The 18,437-nt window shown below is 71.4% G+C and carries 23 protein-coding genes; 12 read left to right on the top strand and 11 right to left on the bottom strand.

Annotation, left to right across the window (positions count from 1 at the left end; all coding sequences use genetic code 11):
* The gene (locus HNR67_RS10050; protein WP_185010440.1) at positions 1–516 is read right to left on the bottom strand and encodes a mycothiol transferase; all 516 of its coding nucleotides are present in this window, start codon (positions 514–516) and stop codon (positions 1–3) included.
* A gap of 93 nt (positions 517–609) precedes the next feature.
* Here HNR67_RS10050 and HNR67_RS10045 point away from each other — a divergent pair, with 93 nt between their 5' ends.
* Positions 610–906, top strand: a complete 297-nt coding sequence (locus HNR67_RS10045) for a DUF2695 domain-containing protein (RefSeq protein ID WP_246492488.1) — start codon at positions 610–612, stop codon at positions 904–906.
* Here the strand turns inward: HNR67_RS10045 and HNR67_RS10040 are convergent.
* The gene (locus HNR67_RS10040) at positions 849–1,559 is read right to left on the bottom strand and encodes a tRNA-dependent cyclodipeptide synthase (protein WP_185001778.1); all 711 of its coding nucleotides are present in this window, start codon (positions 1,557–1,559) and stop codon (positions 849–851) included. The two genes, HNR67_RS10045 and HNR67_RS10040, sit on opposite strands and share 58 nt — an antisense overlap.
* A gap of 53 nt (positions 1,560–1,612) precedes the next feature.
* Positions 1,613–2,536 carry a LysR family transcriptional regulator gene (locus tag HNR67_RS10035; protein ID WP_185001777.1) on the bottom strand — a complete coding sequence of 308 codons (924 nt, stop codon included), beginning with the start codon at positions 2,534–2,536 and terminating at the stop codon, positions 1,613–1,615.
* 72 nt (positions 2,537–2,608) lie between these two features.
* Between HNR67_RS10035 and HNR67_RS10030 the strand changes: the two genes are divergently transcribed.
* Entirely contained in the window at positions 2,609–3,586 is a 978-nt protein-coding gene (locus HNR67_RS10030) for an EamA family transporter (RefSeq protein WP_185001776.1), read from the top strand.
* Here the strand turns inward: HNR67_RS10030 and HNR67_RS10025 are convergent.
* The gene (locus HNR67_RS10025) at positions 3,487–3,906 is read right to left on the bottom strand and encodes a hypothetical protein (protein ID WP_185001775.1); all 420 of its coding nucleotides are present in this window, start codon (positions 3,904–3,906) and stop codon (positions 3,487–3,489) included. The genes HNR67_RS10030 and HNR67_RS10025 overlap by 100 nt on opposite strands.
* A gap of 322 nt (positions 3,907–4,228) precedes the next feature.
* On the opposite strand from HNR67_RS10025, the gene HNR67_RS10020 reads away from it, so the two are divergent.
* Positions 4,229–5,143, top strand: a complete 915-nt coding sequence (locus HNR67_RS10020; protein WP_185001774.1) for a diacylglycerol/lipid kinase family protein — start codon at positions 4,229–4,231, stop codon at positions 5,141–5,143.
* Between the two features lie 232 nt (positions 5,144–5,375).
* A complete protein-coding gene (locus HNR67_RS10015) occupies positions 5,376–5,630 on the top strand; it encodes a WhiB family transcriptional regulator (RefSeq protein ID WP_185001773.1) in 255 nt (84 codons plus the stop codon).
* A 140-nt stretch (positions 5,631–5,770) separates the two neighbouring features.
* On the opposite strand, the gene HNR67_RS10010 is transcribed toward HNR67_RS10015, so the two are convergent.
* Complete coding sequence (locus HNR67_RS10010; protein WP_185001772.1) at positions 5,771–7,273, bottom strand: sensor histidine kinase; 1,503 nt, start codon at positions 7,271–7,273, stop codon at positions 5,771–5,773.
* Between the two features lie 124 nt (positions 7,274–7,397).
* Here HNR67_RS10010 and HNR67_RS46625 point away from each other — a divergent pair, with 124 nt between their 5' ends.
* On the top strand, positions 7,398–7,472 hold the full coding sequence (locus HNR67_RS46625; RefSeq protein ID WP_143174383.1) for a 50S ribosomal protein bL37: 75 nt from the start codon (positions 7,398–7,400) through the stop codon (positions 7,470–7,472).
* Positions 7,473–7,555: 83 nt separating this feature from the next.
* On the opposite strand, the gene rsrA is transcribed toward HNR67_RS46625, so the two are convergent.
* Positions 7,556–7,915, bottom strand: coding sequence for a mycothiol system anti-sigma-R factor (rsrA, locus tag HNR67_RS10005; protein ID WP_185001771.1), 360 nt, complete (start codon positions 7,913–7,915; stop codon positions 7,556–7,558).
* Entirely contained in the window at positions 7,912–8,610 is a 699-nt protein-coding gene (locus HNR67_RS10000) for a sigma-70 family RNA polymerase sigma factor (protein ID WP_185001770.1), read from the bottom strand. Before HNR67_RS10000 ends, rsrA begins: the two co-directional genes overlap by 4 nt.
* Positions 8,611–8,794: 184 nt before the next feature.
* On the opposite strand from HNR67_RS10000, the gene ybaK reads away from it, so the two are divergent.
* Entirely contained in the window at positions 8,795–9,274 is a 480-nt protein-coding gene (ybaK, locus tag HNR67_RS09995; RefSeq protein ID WP_185001769.1) for a Cys-tRNA(Pro) deacylase, read from the top strand.
* Positions 9,275–9,311: 37 nt separating this feature from the next.
* Positions 9,312–10,142 (top strand): PPK2 family polyphosphate kinase, encoded by an 831-nt coding sequence (locus tag HNR67_RS09990; protein WP_185001768.1) that lies wholly within the window; start codon positions 9,312–9,314, stop codon positions 10,140–10,142.
* On the opposite strand, the gene HNR67_RS09985 is transcribed toward HNR67_RS09990, so the two are convergent.
* From HNR67_RS09985 to HNR67_RS09970, 4 genes are read right to left on the bottom strand one after another with little or no spacing between them, the layout of a single operon-like run.
* Positions 10,139–10,750 carry an alpha/beta hydrolase family protein gene (locus HNR67_RS09985; RefSeq protein ID WP_185001767.1) on the bottom strand — a complete coding sequence of 204 codons (612 nt, stop codon included), beginning with the start codon at positions 10,748–10,750 and terminating at the stop codon, positions 10,139–10,141. The genes HNR67_RS09990 and HNR67_RS09985 overlap by 4 nt on opposite strands.
* Positions 10,747–11,562, bottom strand: a complete 816-nt coding sequence (locus HNR67_RS09980) for an SOS response-associated peptidase (protein WP_185001766.1) — start codon at positions 11,560–11,562, stop codon at positions 10,747–10,749. Before HNR67_RS09980 ends, HNR67_RS09985 begins: the two co-directional genes overlap by 4 nt.
* Before the next feature lie 26 nt (positions 11,563–11,588).
* The gene (locus tag HNR67_RS09975; protein WP_185001765.1) at positions 11,589–12,737 is read right to left on the bottom strand and encodes an HAAS signaling domain-containing protein; all 1,149 of its coding nucleotides are present in this window, start codon (positions 12,735–12,737) and stop codon (positions 11,589–11,591) included.
* A complete protein-coding gene (locus HNR67_RS09970; RefSeq protein WP_185001764.1) occupies positions 12,734–13,072 on the bottom strand; it encodes a PadR family transcriptional regulator in 339 nt (112 codons plus the stop codon). The genes HNR67_RS09975 and HNR67_RS09970 overlap by 4 nt, the downstream gene beginning before the upstream one ends.
* A gap of 94 nt (positions 13,073–13,166) precedes the next feature.
* On the opposite strand from HNR67_RS09970, the gene aroA reads away from it, so the two are divergent.
* The 5 genes from aroA (at position 13,167) to HNR67_RS09945 (ending at position 18,375) form a co-directional block, all read left to right on the top strand.
* Complete coding sequence (aroA, locus tag HNR67_RS09965; protein ID WP_312986900.1) at positions 13,167–14,462, top strand: 3-phosphoshikimate 1-carboxyvinyltransferase; 1,296 nt, start codon at positions 13,167–13,169, stop codon at positions 14,460–14,462.
* Between the two features lie 13 nt (positions 14,463–14,475).
* Positions 14,476–15,492, top strand: coding sequence for a ribosome small subunit-dependent GTPase A (rsgA, locus tag HNR67_RS09960; RefSeq protein ID WP_185001763.1), 1,017 nt, complete (start codon positions 14,476–14,478; stop codon positions 15,490–15,492).
* Positions 15,493–15,611: 119 nt separating this feature from the next.
* Positions 15,612–16,460, top strand: coding sequence for a hypothetical protein (locus HNR67_RS09955; RefSeq protein ID WP_185001762.1), 849 nt, complete (start codon positions 15,612–15,614; stop codon positions 16,458–16,460).
* A gap of 259 nt (positions 16,461–16,719) precedes the next feature.
* The gene (locus tag HNR67_RS09950) at positions 16,720–17,508 is read left to right on the top strand and encodes a hypothetical protein (protein ID WP_185001761.1); all 789 of its coding nucleotides are present in this window, start codon (positions 16,720–16,722) and stop codon (positions 17,506–17,508) included.
* Between the two features lie 27 nt (positions 17,509–17,535).
* Positions 17,536–18,375 (top strand): hypothetical protein, encoded by an 840-nt coding sequence (locus HNR67_RS09945; protein ID WP_185001760.1) that lies wholly within the window; start codon positions 17,536–17,538, stop codon positions 18,373–18,375.
* The last annotated feature ends 62 nt before the right edge of the window (positions 18,376–18,437 follow it).

The following is an 18,437-nucleotide window of genomic DNA, read 5'->3' as shown; positions in this document are numbered from 1 at the left end:
TCAGGTGATCAGCGGGTCCCCGGCGGCGGCCACCAGCTGGAACGCGGTGGCGCCGTCCAGGGACTCGCGCAGCAGGTCGGCGTGACCGGCGTGCCTGGCCAGCTCGGTGATCAGGTGCAGCAGCACCCAGCGCACGGTGCGCACCTTGCCGGCGACCAATGGGTGGCCCTGCAGGCCGACGTCCACCGGCTGGTCCAGGTCCAGCTCGCGCACCTGGTCCTCGGTGCGGGCGGCGACCTCGGCGAGTTCGGCCAGGGCCTGGGCCACGGTCTCGCCGGGGCCGAGCGCGTGCACCGGGCCGCGGTCGCCGATGTGCACGCCACGCACGATGTCCAGCCAGTTGCGTTCCACGCCGGCCACGTGTTTGACCAGCCCGGCCAGGGTCAGCTCGCTGACCAGCGGGCGGCTGGTGGCGGTCTGCTCGGTCAGGTTGAGCACGCTGCGGCGCAGGGCGGCGCGCTGTTCGGCCAGGAACGCCAGCAGCGCGTCCCGTTCGTCGGCGACTTCTCGGACCATGGCCACGGCGGGACTCCTTCGGTGGGAACGTCGTCATGCTCGCCGGGGAAGACCGGGCCCGCGGCCGGTTTCGCCACGGGTGAAACTGGGCGCATGAGCCAGGACAAGGCGCGGCGGAAGCAGTTGCGCGAGGCCCACAAGGCCGCCGAGCGGGACAGGCGGATCGCGCTGTGCCCGCTCACCGAGCAGGAGCTGGCCGACCTCGTGGCGGATCTGGAGGCCGCGGTCGAACTGCACGGCTGCGACCACAGCACCCGGTTCGCCGAGGTCTGGGCCGCCGCGCACGGGCGGGACTGGGCCGACCTGGACGAGGGGCTGGCCGAGCTGGGTGGTTACTGCGACTGCGAGATCTCGGTCAACTGCGATCCGGACACCGTGTTCGGCCGCTGAGCCGGCGCCGAGCGCAGGGTCAGGGCGAGCTGGCCTGGCCGTGGGCACAACTCGGGTGGGGCGGCGGCGAGCAGTTCGGTGAGTTCCAGCGGGCGGGGCTGGCAGCGGGTGGACTCGGGCACGCCCAGGATCCCGGCGCCGTCCAGGGCCAGTGGCAGTTCGGCCAGCAGGGAGTGCACGGCGATCTGCACCTGGCCGCGGGAGCACAGCGCGCCCGGCACCCGGTCGGCGAGCATGGTCGCGGTGGCCCGCAGGCAGGCCGCGCGGAAGACCAGGCTGCTGTCGTAGGCGTGCCGGACCTGGTCGAAGAGCACCTGGTAGCGGTAGCGGGCGGCCACCTCGGCCCAGGGCACCACCAGCGAACCGGGCAGGCCGAGCACGGCCAGTGCGCGCCGGGCCCTGGCCTGCAGGCGTTTGCCCTCGCTGCGGGCCTTGTGCAGGGCGCGGTGGGTCTTGTAGCCGACCGCCCGGTAGGTGTGTGCCGCGGGCAGGTCGACCAGCACCACCTGCACGGCGGTGAAGTTGCCAGCGGCCCAGCCCGCGTAGCCGAGCAGATCCTCCTCGGCGTGATCGAAGAGGCCGAGGGCGAGCAGCGCGTGGCCGCCCCGGCCAACGGACGTACGCGGTCGCGGGATCTGACCGTCAGGCGTCACACATCGATTGGAGCACGACACGCGCGGGCGCTCCCAGTCCCTTCTTTGAGTGATCAACCCATCGGAGCAGGAGCGGTGTCCCGATCGGCCCAGTGCGCACGCAGCGCGGCCACCGTCACCGAGATCGCCGGCCTCCGGGTGGCCTGCTGCCGCCACACCGCGAACAACCGCCTGGTCGGCGTCGGGACCAGCGGCCGGACCACCACGTGCGCGGGCACCGGACCGCGGCCGAGCCTGGGCAGCAGGCACACGCCAAGGCCCTTGGCGGCCAGCGCGAGCTGGGACTGGTACTCGGTGACCTGGTGCGCGAGCACCGGTTCCACCCCGCCGCCGCGCAGGGTGCGGATCAGCCAGTCGTGGCAGATCGAGCCGGGCGGCTGGCAGATCCAGCGCGCGCCGGTGAGTTCCAGCGGGCTCAGTTCGGCCCGCGCGGCCAGCGGATGGCTCTCGTGCAGCAGCACATCGGCCACGTCCACGCCGATGTCGGCCCTGGCCAGCCCTTCGGGCACGGGCAGCGGGGTGTTCTCCCAGTCGTGCACCACGGCCAGGTCCAGCTCGCCCCTGGCGACCAGGTCCAGCGACAGGTGCGGGTCCAGTTCGGTCAGCCGCAGGTCCAGCTCCGGGTACTCGCGGGCCAGTTCGGCCAGCGGCCCCGGCAGCAGGCCGCGGGCGGCGGTGGCGAAGGTGCCAAGGGTGAGCCGCCCGACCGGCTGGCCGCGCTGTTCCTCCAGCCGCACCTCGGCCTGTTCGACCAGGGCCAGGATCTCCTTGGCGGTGCCTGCCAGCTCGGCGGCCGCGTCGGTGAGCGCGATGCCGCGGCCCCGGCGTTCCAGCAGCGTGGTGCCGGTCTCGCGTTCCAGTTTGGCCAGCTGCTGGGACACCGCGGAGGGGGTGTAGCCGAGTGCGGCGGCGGCCGCGTTGACCGAGCCGTGCACTGCCACGGCGTGCAGCGCGCGCAGTCTGCCGATATCGAGCATGAAGCAATACTAAACAGATCCGGGTAGATAGTTTCGCTGGTGCTTAACTCTCCGCCGGGTCAGGCTGAGCTGGTGAAGCCCGCACACGTCGCCCTCGCCGTCCTGGTCGCGCTGATCTGGGGACTCAACTTCGTGGTCATCCAGGTCGGTCTGGCCGAGGTGCCACCGTTCCTGTTCTCCGCGCTGCGCTTCACCGTGGCCGCGCTGCCCGCGCTGTTCTTCGTCGGCTCGCCCCGGGTGGCCTGGCGCTGGGTGCTGCTGATGGGCCTGACCCTGGGCGTGGTGAAGTTCGGGCTGCTCTTCGGCGGCATGTACGCGGGCGCACCGGCCGGACTGTCCTCGCTGGTGCTGCAGAGCCAGGTGCTGTTCACCGTGTTCTTCGCCGCGCTGCTGCTCAAGGAGCGGCCCACCCCGCTGCGCCTGGCCGGGACCGGGGTCGCGCTGGCAGGCATGGTGCTGGTGATCCTCGACTACGGCGCGGGCAGCCCGCTGGGCGCGCTGCTGATGGTGGTCGGCGCGGCCGCGGTGTGGAGCCTGACCAACATCATCACCCGCTACGCGGCCCCGCCGGACATGCTGCGCTTCATGGTCTGGGTCAGCGCGGTGCCGATCCTGCCGCTGCTCGCGCTCTCGGCCACCTTCGAGGGCGTGGACACCGGGCTGACCGCGTTGGCGCACCTGGACCTGGCCGGGATCGGCGCGGTGCTCTACGTGGGCTGGGCGGCGACCCTGGCCGGCTTCGGCATCTGGGGTTTCCTGCTGCGCAGCTACCCGGCCACCGCGGTCGCGCCGTTCTCGTTGCTGGTGCCGGTGTTCGGCATGTCCTCGGCCGCGCTGCTGCTGAACGAGGAGCTGACCACGCTGCGACTGGTCGCCGCGGTGCTGGTCATCATCGGGGTGGCGCTGGCCTCGGGCGTGGTCAGGCCAAGGGCGCGCAAGCCAGTGCCGGATCAGCCGGGCTGCCGCTCCGAGTCGTCGTACGGCCCGATGCCCAGCACCCAGGCCCGCGCGTGCGTGCTGAACAGCAGCACCAGCACGGCCGCGCAGTAGATCGCGGCCAGCGAGCCGATCAGCCAGCGCCCGGACGGCCCGAGGGTGTACCAGGCCACGCCCAGCAACAGGATCTCCACCACCACCGCGGGCGAGCGCGCCCAGCGCTTGCCGCGCAGCAGCCCGATCGCGGCCGCGAGCACCCCGGCGGTCAGCACCGCGAAGTAGGCGGCCTCACCGAAGACGTTGCCCGGTTTGGGCGCGCCGTCGAGTGCGCGCACCAGCAGGGCGAGCACCAGCACCACCCCCGCCAGGCCCTGCAACCCGACCAGGAGACCCGCCACACGCACCGCACGCGGCGCACCCAGGGCTTGCGACATGCAGACAGGCTAGGGCCTGTGTGCGGAGCCTCGTGCGTGAGAGTCGTGATCGAGGTGGTTCCTGGTGGCGCGGCCGGGCCGCCCTCATACCGGGCGTATTCGGGTGGTCCGGCCGTGCCGCCAGGGGCCGCCTCGGCGCGGCTATCGCGTGCGCGGCTCCGCACACAGGCCCTGGATCGCTCTTTCGGGGCGATCTGGCAGCTCACGGACGTGACTTGCGCCGCATATCAGTGATCATCCAGGCACAACGCCCCAGCTCGGCCTCCACCATCGGGTCAGGGGTGGAGCGCGGGGCGTCACGGGCTGTCATACGCTTCAGGGCGTGCGCGCACTCCTAGTGGTCAATCCCCAGGCCACCGCCACCTCGGCGGCGGGGCGCGATGTCATTGCCCACGCACTGGCCAGCGACGTGAAATTGGACGTCGTCGAGACCAGCTACCGGGGGCACGCGGCGGATGCCGCGGCCGAGGCCGCGCACGACGGTTTTGACCTCGTGGTGGCGCACGGCGGGGATGGCACGGTCAACGAGGTCGTGAACGGACTGCTCTCTGACGGCGTCCGGGACGATGTGCCGATGCTGGGTGTGGTGCCGGGCGGATCCGCGAATGTCTTCGCGCGCGCCCTGGGTCTGCCGGTCGATCCGGTGGAGGCCACGCACCGGTTGCTGCAGGCGATCGAGGCCGGTGCGAGTCGCCGGGTCGGGCTGGGCCGGGCGGATGACCGCTGGTTCACCTTCAACGCCGGACTGGGCTGGGACGCCGACGTGGTCGCCGGGGTCGAACGGCACCGGGTCAAGAAGGCCACCCCGATGCTCTACGCGCGGATGGCCGCCACCAGCTACTTCAAGCTGGACCACGGGCACCCGAAGCTCACCGTGCACCTGCCCGACGGCGAACCGGAGACCGGGCTGCACCTGGCCTTCGTGTCCAACACCGATCCGTGGACCTACCTGGGTGAGCGGCCGCTGCGGATCAATCCGGGTTCCTCCTTCGAGGACGGATTGGGTGTGTTTGCTCTCCGTAACGTCGGGGTACCCACCGTCGTGAAGCACGTATGGCAGATCCTGCGGCCCGGCGGAAGTCCGCAGGGCGGGAATTTGTTGCGGCGGGATGACGTTGAGTGGATTAGAGTGACCTGCGCGGAACCGGTCCGGCTCCAGGTAGACGGCGATCTTCTTGGCGAGCGGACCGATGTGCGGTTCATGTCCGTGCCGGCGGCACTGTCCGTCGCGGTGTGACCTGTGCGTGATCGGGTCGTCACCTGGGCGTGACCTTCGCCAGCGCGCGGAATGTCACCCTTTGAAACCGCCAAGCAAGTGCGTGTCGATCTTTCGGGTGAGTTGCCTCACCGGATTGGATCGGGCCTCTTGACTTTGCCGTAGTTCGTGAAAGCATTCACAAGCACCCACAAACACCCCCGAAACCCACTATCGGCACTATTGCTATGTGCCTAGCGAGGAGCAAGGAACCATGGACTGGCGCCACCGCGCGACCTGCCGCGACGAGGACCCCGAGCTGTTCTTCCCCGTTGGGAACAGCGGTCCTGCGTTGCTCCAGATCGCCGAGGCGAAGACCGTCTGCCGCCGGTGCCCCGTGATGTCCGACTGCCTGACCTGGGCGCTGGAGTCTGGACAGGACGCGGGAGTCTGGGGCGGTATGAGCGAGGACGAGCGACGCGCGCTGAAGCGCCGCAACGCCCGCACCCGGGCTCGCACTGGAGCCTGAGAGGGTCGCAACCTCCGAACGGCCGACTGACCGGCACTCGCGCGAACGAGTGCCGGTCAGTTGCTTTTTCTGCCTCTCCGGCGAAAACCCCGGCTGGAACTGGCAGAAACATGACTAGATAAACCCACATCTCTAATGGTCTAACGGCGGCGTTGCAGCGGCACCCGCAGTACCGCCTCGGTGCCCTTGGTCCCCTGCCGGCGGCGCAGGCTGAGCGAACCCCGCAGTTCGGACTCGACCAGGGTGCGCACGATCTGCAGGCCGAGCCGGTCGGTGCGCTCCAGTGAGAAGCCCTGCGGCAGGCCACGGCCGTCGTCGGTGATGACCACGTCCAGCCACTTCGCCGAGCGTTCCGCGTGCACCACCACCTCCCCGCGCTGGCCTGGGGTGTAGGCGTGCTCGAAGGCGTTCTGCACCAGCTCGGTCAGCACCATCACCAAAGGTGTGGCCAGTTCTGCCTGTACCACCCCGAATTTGCCCTCGCGGCGGACCACCACCCTGGTCTCGGCGGTGGCCACGTCGCTCATCATCGGGATCACCTGGTCCACCACGTCGTCCAGGGACACCCGCTCGTCCACCGACATGGACAGCGTCTCGTGCACCAGCGCGATCGAGGTGACCCGGCGGACCGATTCGGCCAGCACCTGCCGGGCCTCGGTGTTGTTGGTCCGGCGGGATTGCAGCCGCAGCAGCGCGGCCACCGTCTGCAGGTTGTTCTTGACCCGGTGGTGGATCTCCCGGATGGTCGCGTCCTTGGACATCAGTGCCCGGTCCCGCCTTGTCACCTCGGTGACGTCGCGGACCAGCACCAACGCGCCAGCCGCCTTGCCACGCGGGCGCAGTGGCAGCGCCCGGAAGAGCACGGTGGCGCCGCGGGCCTCGGCCTCCACCCTGGTGCTGGGGTTGCCGTCCAGCGCGGTGCGCATCCGCTGCGCGACCTCGGTGGCGTCGAAGGGGTCGGAGACCAGCGAGCGGGTCAGCGGCGCGAGCGCCACCCCGACCAGGTCGGCGGCGTGGCCCATCCGGTGGTAGGCCGAGAGCGCGTTCGGGCTGGCGAATACCACCGTGCCTGCGGCATCGAGCCTGATCAGGCCGTCGCCGACGCGCGGACTGGTGTGCGCGCCCGGCGAGGGCTCCGGCGCGGGGAAGGTGCCGTCGGCGATCATCTGGCAGAGATCGGCCGCGCTACCCAGGTAGGCGATCTCCAGTGGGCTGGGCACCCTGGGCACGGCCAGGTTGATGTCCCGGCTGAGCACCGCGACCACCTTGCCGCCGAAGCGGACCGGGATGGTCTCCCGGCGCACCGGCACGCCGAGGTGCCAGCGCGGGTCCTCCTCCCGGCAGATCCGCTCCTCGACCACAGCCCGGCGCAGCTGCGGGTGGTCCGGCGCGGCGACCACCGTGCTGACCATGTCCTCGGGGTGCGCGGTGGGCGCGGTCTGCGGACGGGCCTGGGCCACGCACAGGAATCGCTCCTCGGCGACCCCCTCCGCGGTGGCCGCCTCCAGCGGCACCCACATCAGGAAGTCGGCGAAGGACAGGTCGGAGAGCAGCTGCCACTCCCCCACCACCAGTTGCAGGTGGTCGACGGCGGCGCCCGGCAGGCGGGTGTGTTCGGCGAGCAACTCACTCAGGGTGGACACGGTGGTCCATTGTGCTCGACCAGCGCCCCGCCGTCGGCCAGCCGGTGGGGCGAGCCCCCCGCCGACCTCGGCCGTCGGGCGTGACAGACTGAGGGGAAGCAAGTCCCGGACCAAGGAGAACGCGATGTCCAAGCGCGCCCGCAAGAAGCGCGACCGCAAGAAGCGCGGCGCCAACCACGGCAAGCGTCCCAACGCCTGATCGTGGTTCATGCCGGACCAACCGGCAGAACAAAGCCCCCGGGACCATCAGGTCCTCGGGGGCTTCGTGCGTCTGGCGCCTGGTCAGTCGTCCTGTTTGACCGGCTCGTGCAGTTCGATCCGCTCGACCCGCAGGGAGACCTCGACGGTCTTGCCGTCCGGGCCGCATTCCACGGTGACCTCGGCCTGTTCCAGCACGGTCCGCCGGATGGAGGCGCGCAACCGCTGTTTCAGCGTGTCCGGGGCGGCCTCACCACCGCATTTCCGGGCCAGCAGGGCCTTGAGGTACTCGTCGATGCCGTACTGCTCCAGGCACGGGCTGCACTCGTCCAGGTGCTGGCGCAGCAGTTCGCGGCGGGTCCGGTCGCACTCCTGGTCCAGGAACATCCAGACCTCGGCGAGTACGTCCTTGCAGTTGGTCTCGGCGGATTCGTCGCAGCTCATGACCCGGCCACCTCCTGGGCGGCGCGGCCGCGCAGGAAACCGCGGTCCTTGGCCACGTCGGTGAGCAGTTCCTTGAGCTGACGCCTGCCGCGGTGCAGCCGGGACATGACGGTGCCGATGGGCGTGCCCATGATGTCGGCGATCTCCTTGTACGCGAACCCCTCGACGTCGGCGAGGTAGACCGCCATCCGGAAGTCCTCCGGCAGCTGCTGCAGCGCGTCCTTGACATCGCTGTCCGGCAGCCGGTCCAGCGCCTCCACCTCGGCCGAGCGCAGACCGGTGCTGCTGTGCCGTTCGGCCTGGGCCAGCTGCCAGTCGGCGATCTCGTCGGTCGGCGACTGCTGCGGCTGCCGCTGCTTGCGCCGGTACCCGTTGATGTAGGTGTTGGTCAGGATGCGGTACAGCCAGGCCTTGAGGTTGGTGCCCTCGGCGAAGGAGGAGAAGGCGGAGTACGCCTTCAGGAAGGTCTCCTGCACGAGGTCTTCGGCGTCGGCCGGGTTGCGGGTCATCCGCAGCGCGGCCGCGTAGAGCTGGTCGAGCAACGGCATCGCGTCCCGCTCGAAGCGGGCCGCGCGGTCATCCGTTGTCTCGTCCCCGGTTCTGGTCTCTGGTGCGGTGCCTGGCACCTGGCTCCCTTCCCGCACGCCGGAGCGTGGGCTTGGGCTTGTGGTAACAACCGCAGGCAGCTCCACCATCGGAAATGCCGGCGATGGTGCTGAGGATACGCCGCGCAGCGCGCCTCGGCCGGGCCGCGCGGCGGCCGGGCGGAGCGGGCAGGTCATCTCGGTTCCCACGATTCGCACAACGCGGCGCGGTGCGCGGGCATTCCGGGCCGGCGGGCGGTGTGCGCCACAAAGCCTGGATCTAAGCTCCGCGGTCATGGCGGGACGAGGCACTCCGGCGACCGCGCTGCTGGTCAAGCAGCGGATCGCGCACACACTGCACTCCTACGAGCACGATCCCCGGCACGAGTCCTACGGGCTGGAAGCCGCCGAAGCACTGGGGCTGACGCCCGAGCGGGTGTTCAAGACCCTGGTGGCCGAGGTGGACGGCGCGCTCGCGGTGGGTGTGGTGCCGGTCACCGCGCAGCTGGACCTCAAGGCGCTGGCCGCGGCACTGGGCGGCAAGAAGGCGAAGATGGCCGCGGTCCCGGACGCGGAGCGGGCCACCGGCTACGTGGCGGGCGGGATCTCGCCGCTGGGGCAGAAGAAGCGGCTGCCGCTGGTGCTCGACGATTCCGCGCAGGGCTTCGAGACGATCTTCTGCAGTGCCGGGCGGCGCGGGCTGGAGGTCGAACTCGCCCCCGCTGACCTGGCCACCCTGACCAAGGCGGTGCTGGCGCCGATCGCGGCAGGCTGAACAGGCGGGATCACCGCCGGGTCCCTACGCTGCGGCCATGACCAGGAAGTCGGTTCGGGACGTGCTGCGGCTGACTGCGGTGGACCTGTCCGCCCTGGACCCGGCTGGCAGGCCGATCGGTCCGAAGACCAAGAAGGACGCCGCCGAGGACCTGCTCGCCACCGGCGCCGAGCTGGAGGACCTGCAGGAGGCGCTCTACGCCGAGGACGCCCGCGCGGTGCTGCTGGTGTTGCAGGGCATGGACACCTCCGGCAAGGGCGGCACCATCCGGCACGTGCTCGGGCTGGTGAACCCGCAGGGCGTGCACATCGCCTCGTTCAAGAAGCCGACCAGGGCCGAGGCCAGGCACCACTTCCTGTGGCGGGTGCGCAAGGTGCTGCCGGAGCCGGGGCGGATCGGTGTGTTCGACCGCTCGCACTACGAGGACGTGCTGGTGCCCAAGGTCGAGGGCCTGCGCACCGCGGCCGAACTGCGTGCCAGGTACCGGGAGATCAACGAGTTCGAGCACGAGCTGGCCGAGGCCGGGGTGGCGGTGCTGAAGTGCTTCCTGCACATCTCGCCGGAGGTGCAGCGGGAGCGGTTGCTGGCCCGGCTGGACGATCCGCGCAAGCACTGGAAGTACAACCCGGCCGACATCGACGCCCGGTCCAAGTGGTCGAAGTACCAGCAGGCATACACCGCGGCACTGAAGAACTGCTCGGCCACGCCCTGGTACGCGGTGCCCGCGGACCGGAAGTGGTACCGGAACTGGGCGGTGAGCCGGTTGCTGCTGGAGACCATGCGCGAGCTGGACCCGAAGTTCCCGCCGCCCGCCTACGACATCGCCGCCGAGCAGGCCCGGCTGCGCACCGACGACCCGCTGCGTTAGTCGAGTGGGCGCAGCACCCTGGGCAGCCAGTCGGCGACCGCGCGGTAGACGCCCTCGACGTCGGCCTTGAGGCTGTGGTCCCCGGCCAGCGTGACCAGTTCGCGGTGGTGACCCGCAGCGGGCATGCCGAAGGGGTCCTGCACGCCCTGCACGACCAGCGCGGGCACCTCGATGCCGTCCAGTTCGGGCATCCGGGACTTCTCCGGCTTGCCCGGCGGATGCACCGGGAAGGCCAGGCACAGCACGGCCGCGGCCTGACCGGGCGCGGCGGTGCGGCAGGCCACCCTGGCCCCGGAGGACCGGCCGCCGAAGATCATCGGCAGGCCGTCGCACCAGCTGGTCGCGAGTTCCCCGACCACGGCCAGCCAGGCCGCGTCGAGCTGTTTGGCCGGGGCGGGCGCGCGGCGGCCCGCCACCCGGTAGGGCTGTTCGACCAGCACCACGTGCACCCCGGCGGCGGTGGCGGCCCTGGTCGCGGCGACCAGGTCGGGCGCGTCGATGCCGCCGCCCGCGCCGTGGCCGAGCAGCAGCGCGGCCCTGCCCTCGGCGGCGCAGTGCAGTTCGGCCCTGGCCGGGCCGTGCGGGGTGGCCAGCTCCATCCTGGTCATGGCAGCTCGAAGAGGGCCTGGCCGTCGTCAGCGGGCTGCTTCTTCTTCGCCGGGGCCTTGCGCTTGGGCGCGGGGTCGAGCTGGACCGAGCCGGGTTCGACCCGGTCCATCAGCTCGGCGGTGTTGTTGCGGACGTTGTTGACCGCGGTGGACACCGGCCGCAGTTCCAGTGCCTCGATCAGTTCGGGCGCGGGCGGGGCGAGCAGGTCGGCGACCTCGCCGCGGTCCGGGTCCAGCCAGTCGGCCCACTTCTCCGGCGGCAGCAGCAACGGCATCCGGTGATGGATCCCGGCGAGCGGGCCGAAGGCGTCGGTGGTGAGCACCGCGCAGGTGACCAGCGGGGACTCATCCGGCGCGCCCGGCCGGCGCCAGGTGGCCCACAGCGCGGCCATGGCCAGGCTGGAGCCGTCCGGGTTGGTCACGTAGAAGGGCTGCTTGACGCCGCCCTCCTGCTGCCACTCGTACCAGCCGTCGGCAGGCATCAGGCAGCGGTAGTGCTTGACCGAGGTGCGGTAGGCGGGCTTCTCGGCCGCGGTCTCGGACCGGGCGTTGATCATCTTGGCCGCGATGCCGGGATCCTTGGCCCACTTGGGCACCAGCCCCCAGCGCATCACCCGCAGGGTGCGTTCGGTGGTGTCCGGGTCGGGGTTGCCCTCGGCGTCGCGTGGGTGCCGCTGCACCACGGCGATCACCGGTTTGGTCGGCGCGACGTTGTAGTCCGGCCCGTTGATCAGGCCGCCGGTCGCGTCCGCCGCGCCGAACTCCTCCACCAGCCGAGCCGGGTCCTTCACCGCCGAGTACCGCCCGCACATGGTGCATACGGTACGCGGCGGGGCCGTCACCGCCTGGCGACGCCGGTGCGCCAGGCGGCCAGCAGGGGCAGCGCGACCACGAACAGCAGGCCGAGGCCCAGCCGCAGGTTCCGGTCGGCGGGCACCCAGGCCGGGCCGGGCGCGTACGCGGTGGCCGGGATGGTCTGGGCCTGGGCCTCGTCGTACCAGGCGGAGCCCAGCCTGCGGCGCTCCTCCGGGTCGGCGGGCAGCGGGTACAGCGCGGTCTGGCGGAGGATCCCGTTGTTGCTCGTGGTGTGCTGGGCGAGCAGCACCACCCCGATCGGCGCGGTGACCACGGCCAGCGCGATCAGCACCTTGGCGGTCAGCGCCAGGCCGGGCCTGGTCACCAGCAGCGCGCCCACGGCCAGCAACAGCACGCCGGCCACCCCGGCCAGCACGATCAGCGGGGTGCCCACCAGCGTGCTGACCTCCCGGTCGCGGCGCGCGCCGGAGAGCAGCAGCGCGGTGGCCAGCCCGACCGGCGCGGTGAGCAGCAGGGCCAGCCCGCCAAGGAACAGCCGGGAATCGGCGGCGGCCGGGCGGCGCAGGCGGAGTCCGGCCAGCACCGGCAGGCCGAGGCCGAGTACCAGCAGCGCGAGCTGCCCGAGCGCGGCCAGCCACGGATCGGTGTGCCAGGAGACGGACAGTTCCTTGCCCGGCCCCAGCGGCAGGTTCACCCCGGGGTTCACGCCTGCCTGGAAGACCTTGTCCAGGATGCCGCCGAGTCCGGCCAGCGGCGGCGCGAGCGCGCCGAGCACCCCCAGTGCTCGGGCGCTCGCCGCCGCGCCGGAACGCAGCACCAGGGTGAGCACGGTGATCGCGGCCAGCAGGATCACCGCCATGTTCAGCAAACCCGGTGGCAGCGCGGGGACCAGGTAGAGCAGGCCGGTCAGCGGCAACAGCAGCAGGCCGGTGGCCGCGCGGGACTGGGCGGCGGACACCGCCGGCGCGCCCTCGGCGGCCACGATCTCGGCCGGATCGCCCAGCCGCGCCACCGCGGCGGCCAGGTCCGGCTCGCCCTCGGCGATCAGCGCGTCCAGGTGTTCGACCAGCTCGGCACGCAGTTCACCGCGACGGGGCTGGGGCAGTGCGGCGGCGGCGCGGTCGAAGCGCGCCAGCCAGTCCTCGGTGATCGGATGGCTCAGGGCGTTCATTTCTCTCCCTCGAGAACCTGGTCCACCGCGGCACTGAAACTGCGCCAGTGGCGGCGGAATCCCTCCAGTGCGGTCCGGCCCGGCCCGGTCAGCTCGTAGTAGCGACGCGGCGGGCCCTGGTCCGAGGGCTGCCAGCTGGTCTCCAGCAGCCCGTCCTTCCGCAGCCGGGACAGCAGCGGGTAGATCGTGCCCTCGGTGGTGCCGAGGCCCTCGACCGCGGCCAGCGCGCGCACCAGGTCGAAGCCGTAGCGGGGACCCCGGTCCAGCAGGGCCAGCACACAGTGCTCGATCACGCCCCGGCGGAGCTGGGCGAGGAGTTGCGCATCGGTGCTCACGGACGCAAGGTACCTTGCGCGGCAAGGTAGCGGCAAACCGGAACGAATCGAGGCTGTTCAGAGGCTGTTCAGCGGGATAGGGGACGATGTGCGGGTGAACGCCACCGTCAGCACTCCGTGGTCCGCACCCCTGGCCGAGGGTCCGGTGCGCGCGACCGTCCCGGTCCCCGGCTCGAAGTCGATCACCAACCGGGCCCTGGTCATCGCCGCGCTGGCCGAGGACGTCAGCACCCTGCACGCGCCACTGCGCAGCCGGGACACCCTGCTGATGGCCCAGGCCCTGCGCGCGCTCGGTGTCGGGGTGGCCGACAACCCGGCCGACGGCTCCTGGACGATCACCCCCGCCCCGCTGGCCGGTCCGGCCGAGGTGGACTGCGGGCTGGCGGGCACCGTGATGCGCTTCCTGCCGCCGGTCTCGGCGCTGGCCGACGGTGAGATCCGCTTCGACGGCGACCCGCACGCCCGGCTGCGCCCGATGGGCACCGTGCTGGACGCGCTGCGCGCGCTCGGCGCGGAGATCACCGGCGACGCGCTGCCGTTCACCGTGCACGGGCAGGGCGGTCTCGGCGGCGGCCAGGTCACCATCGACGCCTCCGGCTCCTCCCAGTTCGTCTCCGGGCTGCTGCTCTCCGGCGCCCGCTACGACCAGGGCGTGATCGTCCGGCACAGCGGCAAGCCGGTGCCCTCGCTGCCGCACATCGAGATGACCGTGGCGATGCTGCGCGCGGCCGGGGTCATCGTGGACACCGCCCAGGCCGATGTCTGGACCGTGCTGCCCGGTCCGATCGCCGCGCACGACGTGGTGATCGAGCCGGACCTGTCCAACGCCACCCCGTTCCTGGCCGCGGCCGCGGTCACCGGCGGCGAGGTCACCGTGCCGCACTGGCCGAGTGAGACCACCCAGGCCGGGGACGGCATCCGCGAGCTGCTGACCAGGATGGGCTGCCAGGTCGAACTGACCGCCGACGGCCTGACCGTGCGCGGGCCCGACCGCTTGCAGGGCATCGACGCCGACCTGCGGGACGTCTCCGAGCTGACCCCGACCATCGCGGCACTGTGCGCGCTGGCCGAGGGGCCCTCGCAGCTGCGCGGGGTGGCGCACATCCGCGGCCACGAGACCGACCGGCTGGCCGCACTGCGCACCGAACTGGGCAACCTGGGCGCCGAGGTCGAGGAGACCGAGGACGGCCTGCGCATCCAGCCCCGTCCGCTCACCGGCGGGCCGTGGCAGGCCTACGCCGACCACCGGATGGCCACCGCGGGCGCCATCCTCGGCCTGCGGGTGCCAGACGTGGTGGTCGACGACATCCTCAGCACCACCAAGACCATCCCGGACTTCCGCGGGATGTGGACCGCCATGCTCGGCCAGCCGGTCGGGGTCGCCGGGTGATCGGGGTTCCGCGGTGAAGCAGGGCTGGCGCAACCTGGACGAGTCCGATGTGCGGGTGCGCCCCACCAAGGGCACCCGGCCCCGCAGCAAGCAACGACCCAAGCACTCTGACGCCGAGCAGGCCATGGTGATCACCGTGGACCGCGGCCGGTGGACCTGCGCGGTCGGCGACGACCCTGACCGCAAGGTCACCGCGATGCGCGCCCGCGAGCTGGGCCGCACGCCGATCGTGGTCGGCGACCGGGTCGACCTGGTCGGGGACATCTCGGGCCAGACCGACACCCTGGCCAGGATCGTGCGGGTGGCCGAGCGCAGCAGCGTGCTGCGCCGCACCGCCGATGACACCGACGCCTTCGAGCGGGTGGTGGTGGCCAACGCCAGTCAGCTGGTGATCGTGGTCGCGCTGGCCGATCCGCCGCCCCGGCCCGGCTTCATCGACCGCTGCCTGGTCGCGGCCTACGCGGGCGGGCTGGCCCCGGTGCTGTGCCTGACCAAGGCCGACCTGGCGGGCGCCGAAGCGCTGCTCGCCGCCTACTCCGGCCTGGACTTCAACGTGGTGGTGACCCGCTTCGACGAGGAGCCCGCCGAACTGCGCAGGCTGCTGGCCGGACAGGTCTCCGCGCTGGTCGGGCATTCCGGCGTCGGCAAGTCCACCCTGGTCAACAAGCTGCTGCCGGGAGTGGACCGGGCCACCGGCGCGGTCAGCGGGGTGGGCAAGGGCAGGCACACCTCCACCTCCACCCTGGCCCTGCCCCTGCCGGTGGAGGTGGGCGGCTGGGTGATCGACACCCCCGGCATCCGCTCCTTCGGCCTGGCGCACGTGAAGCCGGATGACCTGGTCAAGCACTTCGACGACCTGGCCGAGACCGCCGAGGAATGCCCGGTCAACTGCGGCCACCTCGGCCCGCCAGCCGACCCGGACTGCGCGCTGGAGACGCTGCTCGCCAAGGGCGGCCCGACCGCGGACCGGATCGTCTCGCTGCGCAGGCTGCTGGTCTCCAAATCAGGCAAGGAAGAGCTGGTCGACTGAGCGGACCGGCGAAAACCCGGGCGTACCGGGCCGGGCGCGCGTACGGTGGCGGACACGACGTCGACGGTGACCATGGGGGACACCGGGGCGTCGTGACGCGCATTCACTGGGGGAACATCTTGCGTACGACGCTGCCCGCTGTCTCGGGCCTGGTACTGCTGACCGCTCTGGCCGCCTGCACCTCCGGCACGCCCACGCCGCCACCGGCGCCCGCGCCGTCCAGCACCCCGGCGGCCACCTCGGCCGCGCCGCCGGTGGCCAAGCCCACCGACGCCACCACGCTGGCCACCGCCATCACCACCGCGATGCGCGGCAAGAAGACCGCCGCCGCGAACACCACCGTGGACACCCCGATCGCGAACGTCGCGACCAAGGCCACCGCAGCGGTGCGCTTCGAGGACGAGCAGGTCTCCTTCACGGTGACCGGGGAGAACCCCAAGCTCGCCGCGATCGCCCTCAGCGCGGTGGTGCTGGGCGAGACCACCTACGCCAAGGACCAGGCCTCGACCAAGGCGGACCCGGCCAAGCCGTGGCGGCTGCTCAGCGAGAAGTCCACCAGGGACCGCCAGAACAGCGGCGAGCTGATCGAGGTGAAGACCCTGGCCGAGACCGCGCTGCCCACCCAGCAGCTGGCCTGGTTCCGCACCGGCGGCAAGCTGGAGGCCACCGCCGAGGAAACCGTGGACGGCACCGCCACCACCCGCTACACGATCACCGTGGACCTGGCCAAGGTCGCCGCGGCCACCAGCGACCTCCAGCAGCAGGTCCAGCTGGAGTCCGACGTGAAGTCCGGCATCACCAGCGTCAAGCACGAGATCTGGCTGACCGCGGACAACCTGCCGCTGCGCTGGCAGCGCACCTGGCCCACCGGCCTCGGCGGCAAGCCCACCATCACCGACACCCGCTTCACCGACTGGGGCAAGGCCGCGGAGATCACCGCGCCGCCCGCCGCGCAGATCCAGAAGTGACCCGATCCCCCAGCTAACCGGCCCGCTGTCGTCGCGGCTAGTGCGACGACAGCGAGGCGTCAGCGGGTTTGTTTAGGTTCTTCTCCAGGGGGGAACACCAGCAGGCTCGCCGGCCTTGACCGGCCGGCTGCTGGGGGGAGGGCAGCGGTACGACGCCTGCGACGACCAGGGGGGACGTCGTGGCGTCGTACTGCGAGCCCGGGTTGGTTCTCAGGGGGGTTCCACAGGGGGGATCTCTCGCGCAGCGCGAGGAAACACCATGCGTCGACTGCTGCTCGCCACGGCGAGCGCACTGCTCCTGTCCGGGTGCGCGAGCACCCCGGCCGCCCCGGTGGTGCCGGAGCTGCCCAAGTTCGGCAATCCGGCGGAGTTCATCAGCAAGGTCACCGCCGCCATGCGGGAGAAGAAGACGGCCAGCCTCTCCGGCGCGATCACCGACCCGGACAGCGGGTACGTGGGCTCCGTCCGCCCCCGGGTTCTGCTCCGGCACGAGCCGGGCGACCGGGTGTCCACGCACTACGACGACACGGCCACCAGCCACAACCCCATGATCATCGTCAGCCTGCCGGAGGGGACCTTCGCCAAGTCCAAGAACTCCGAAGAGGACTTCCCGGCCAGGCCGTGGCTGCGGATCAACGATGAGGACGACCCGGAACTCGAGTACGTCTCCAAGATCATCAAGGGCGGGGTGTCCTGGCTGGCCGAACCGAGCAGGCACATCGGCCTGCTCGCCCAGGCCAACCTGGATGGCGTGACCCAGGACGAGCTGAACGGCGTCCGGGTGGTCAAGTACGCCTTCACCGTCGACCTGGCCAAGGCCATCACCACCGTCACGGACAAGGCGGCGAGACTCCAGCTGCAGCGGCGGCTCGACAAGGGCCGGACCTCGGCCAAGCACGAGATCTGGCTCAGCGCGGACCACCTGCCGCTGCGCTGGTCAACGCTGGAGCTGCGCACCAACGGCCAGCCGGCCAGCACCGACATCCTCTACTCGGACTGGGGCAAACCGGTCGAGATCGTGGCGCCGCCCGCCAAGCAAGTTCGCTGATCCGGTCACGGAAAAAAGGGAAACATCATGCGTCGACCCCTGCTCGCCACCACCAGCGTCCTGCTGCTGACCGCGCTGGGCGCCTGCTCCGGCGGCGCCGCACCGTCCAGTAGCGCCCCGGCCACCTCCTCGGCGGCCACCTCAGCGGCCGCCGCGGCCAAGCTGACCAACGTCACCGAGTTCGTCACCGCGGTCAACGCGGCCATGCTGGCGAAGAAGACGGTGCACCTGAGCACCGCCGCCGCCGACTCGCGCAAGCCCGCCGAGTCCGCCAAGACCAAGACCCAGCTCCGGTTCGAGGAGGGCGGCAAGGTCTCCTCGCTGCTGGTCGCGGAGGACGGCGAGGGCAAGACCACCGTCGTGCAGCTGCCCACGGAGTTCTTCCTGCAGACCGCCGACAACGAGAAGGAGACCCCCGGCAAGCCGTGGCGGCAGGTCAAGGCGGGCGGCGACGACCTCTTCTCGAAGGTGATGACGCCGGTCGTGGTGCGGATGACCGAGGCGAGCGACCCGAGCCGGGGCATCGCGCACTTCGGCACAGCGGGGCAGTTCGACGCGCCGGTCCCCGAGCAGGTCGACGGCGTGGCCGCGACCAAGTACACGATCACCGTGGACTACGCCAAGGTCGTGGCGGCCACCACCGACAAGTTCGTCAAGGGCAACTTCGAGTCCAAGATCAAGCTCAACCGCAGCGCGCTCAAGCACGAGGTGTGGCTGGACGCGAACAACCTGCCGCTGCGCTGGCGGGCCACCGAGTCCGGCAAGGTCGAGTTCACCTCCACCGTGGACGCGAAGTTCCAGGACTGGGGCAAGCCGGTGGAGATCGCCGCGCCCCCGGCCGCGCAGATCGGCGTATCCGCGGGCTGAACCAACGGAGAACGGCCCGCCAGCGATCAACTCGCGGCGGGCCGTTTCACGTTGTGCCGTCA

Origin of the sequence: Crossiella cryophila, assembly GCF_014204915.1 — a bacterium.
In the GTDB taxonomy this organism is placed as follows: domain Bacteria; phylum Actinomycetota; class Actinomycetes; order Mycobacteriales; family Pseudonocardiaceae; genus Crossiella; species Crossiella cryophila.
This window is presented reverse-complemented; position numbering and strand designations above follow the sequence as displayed.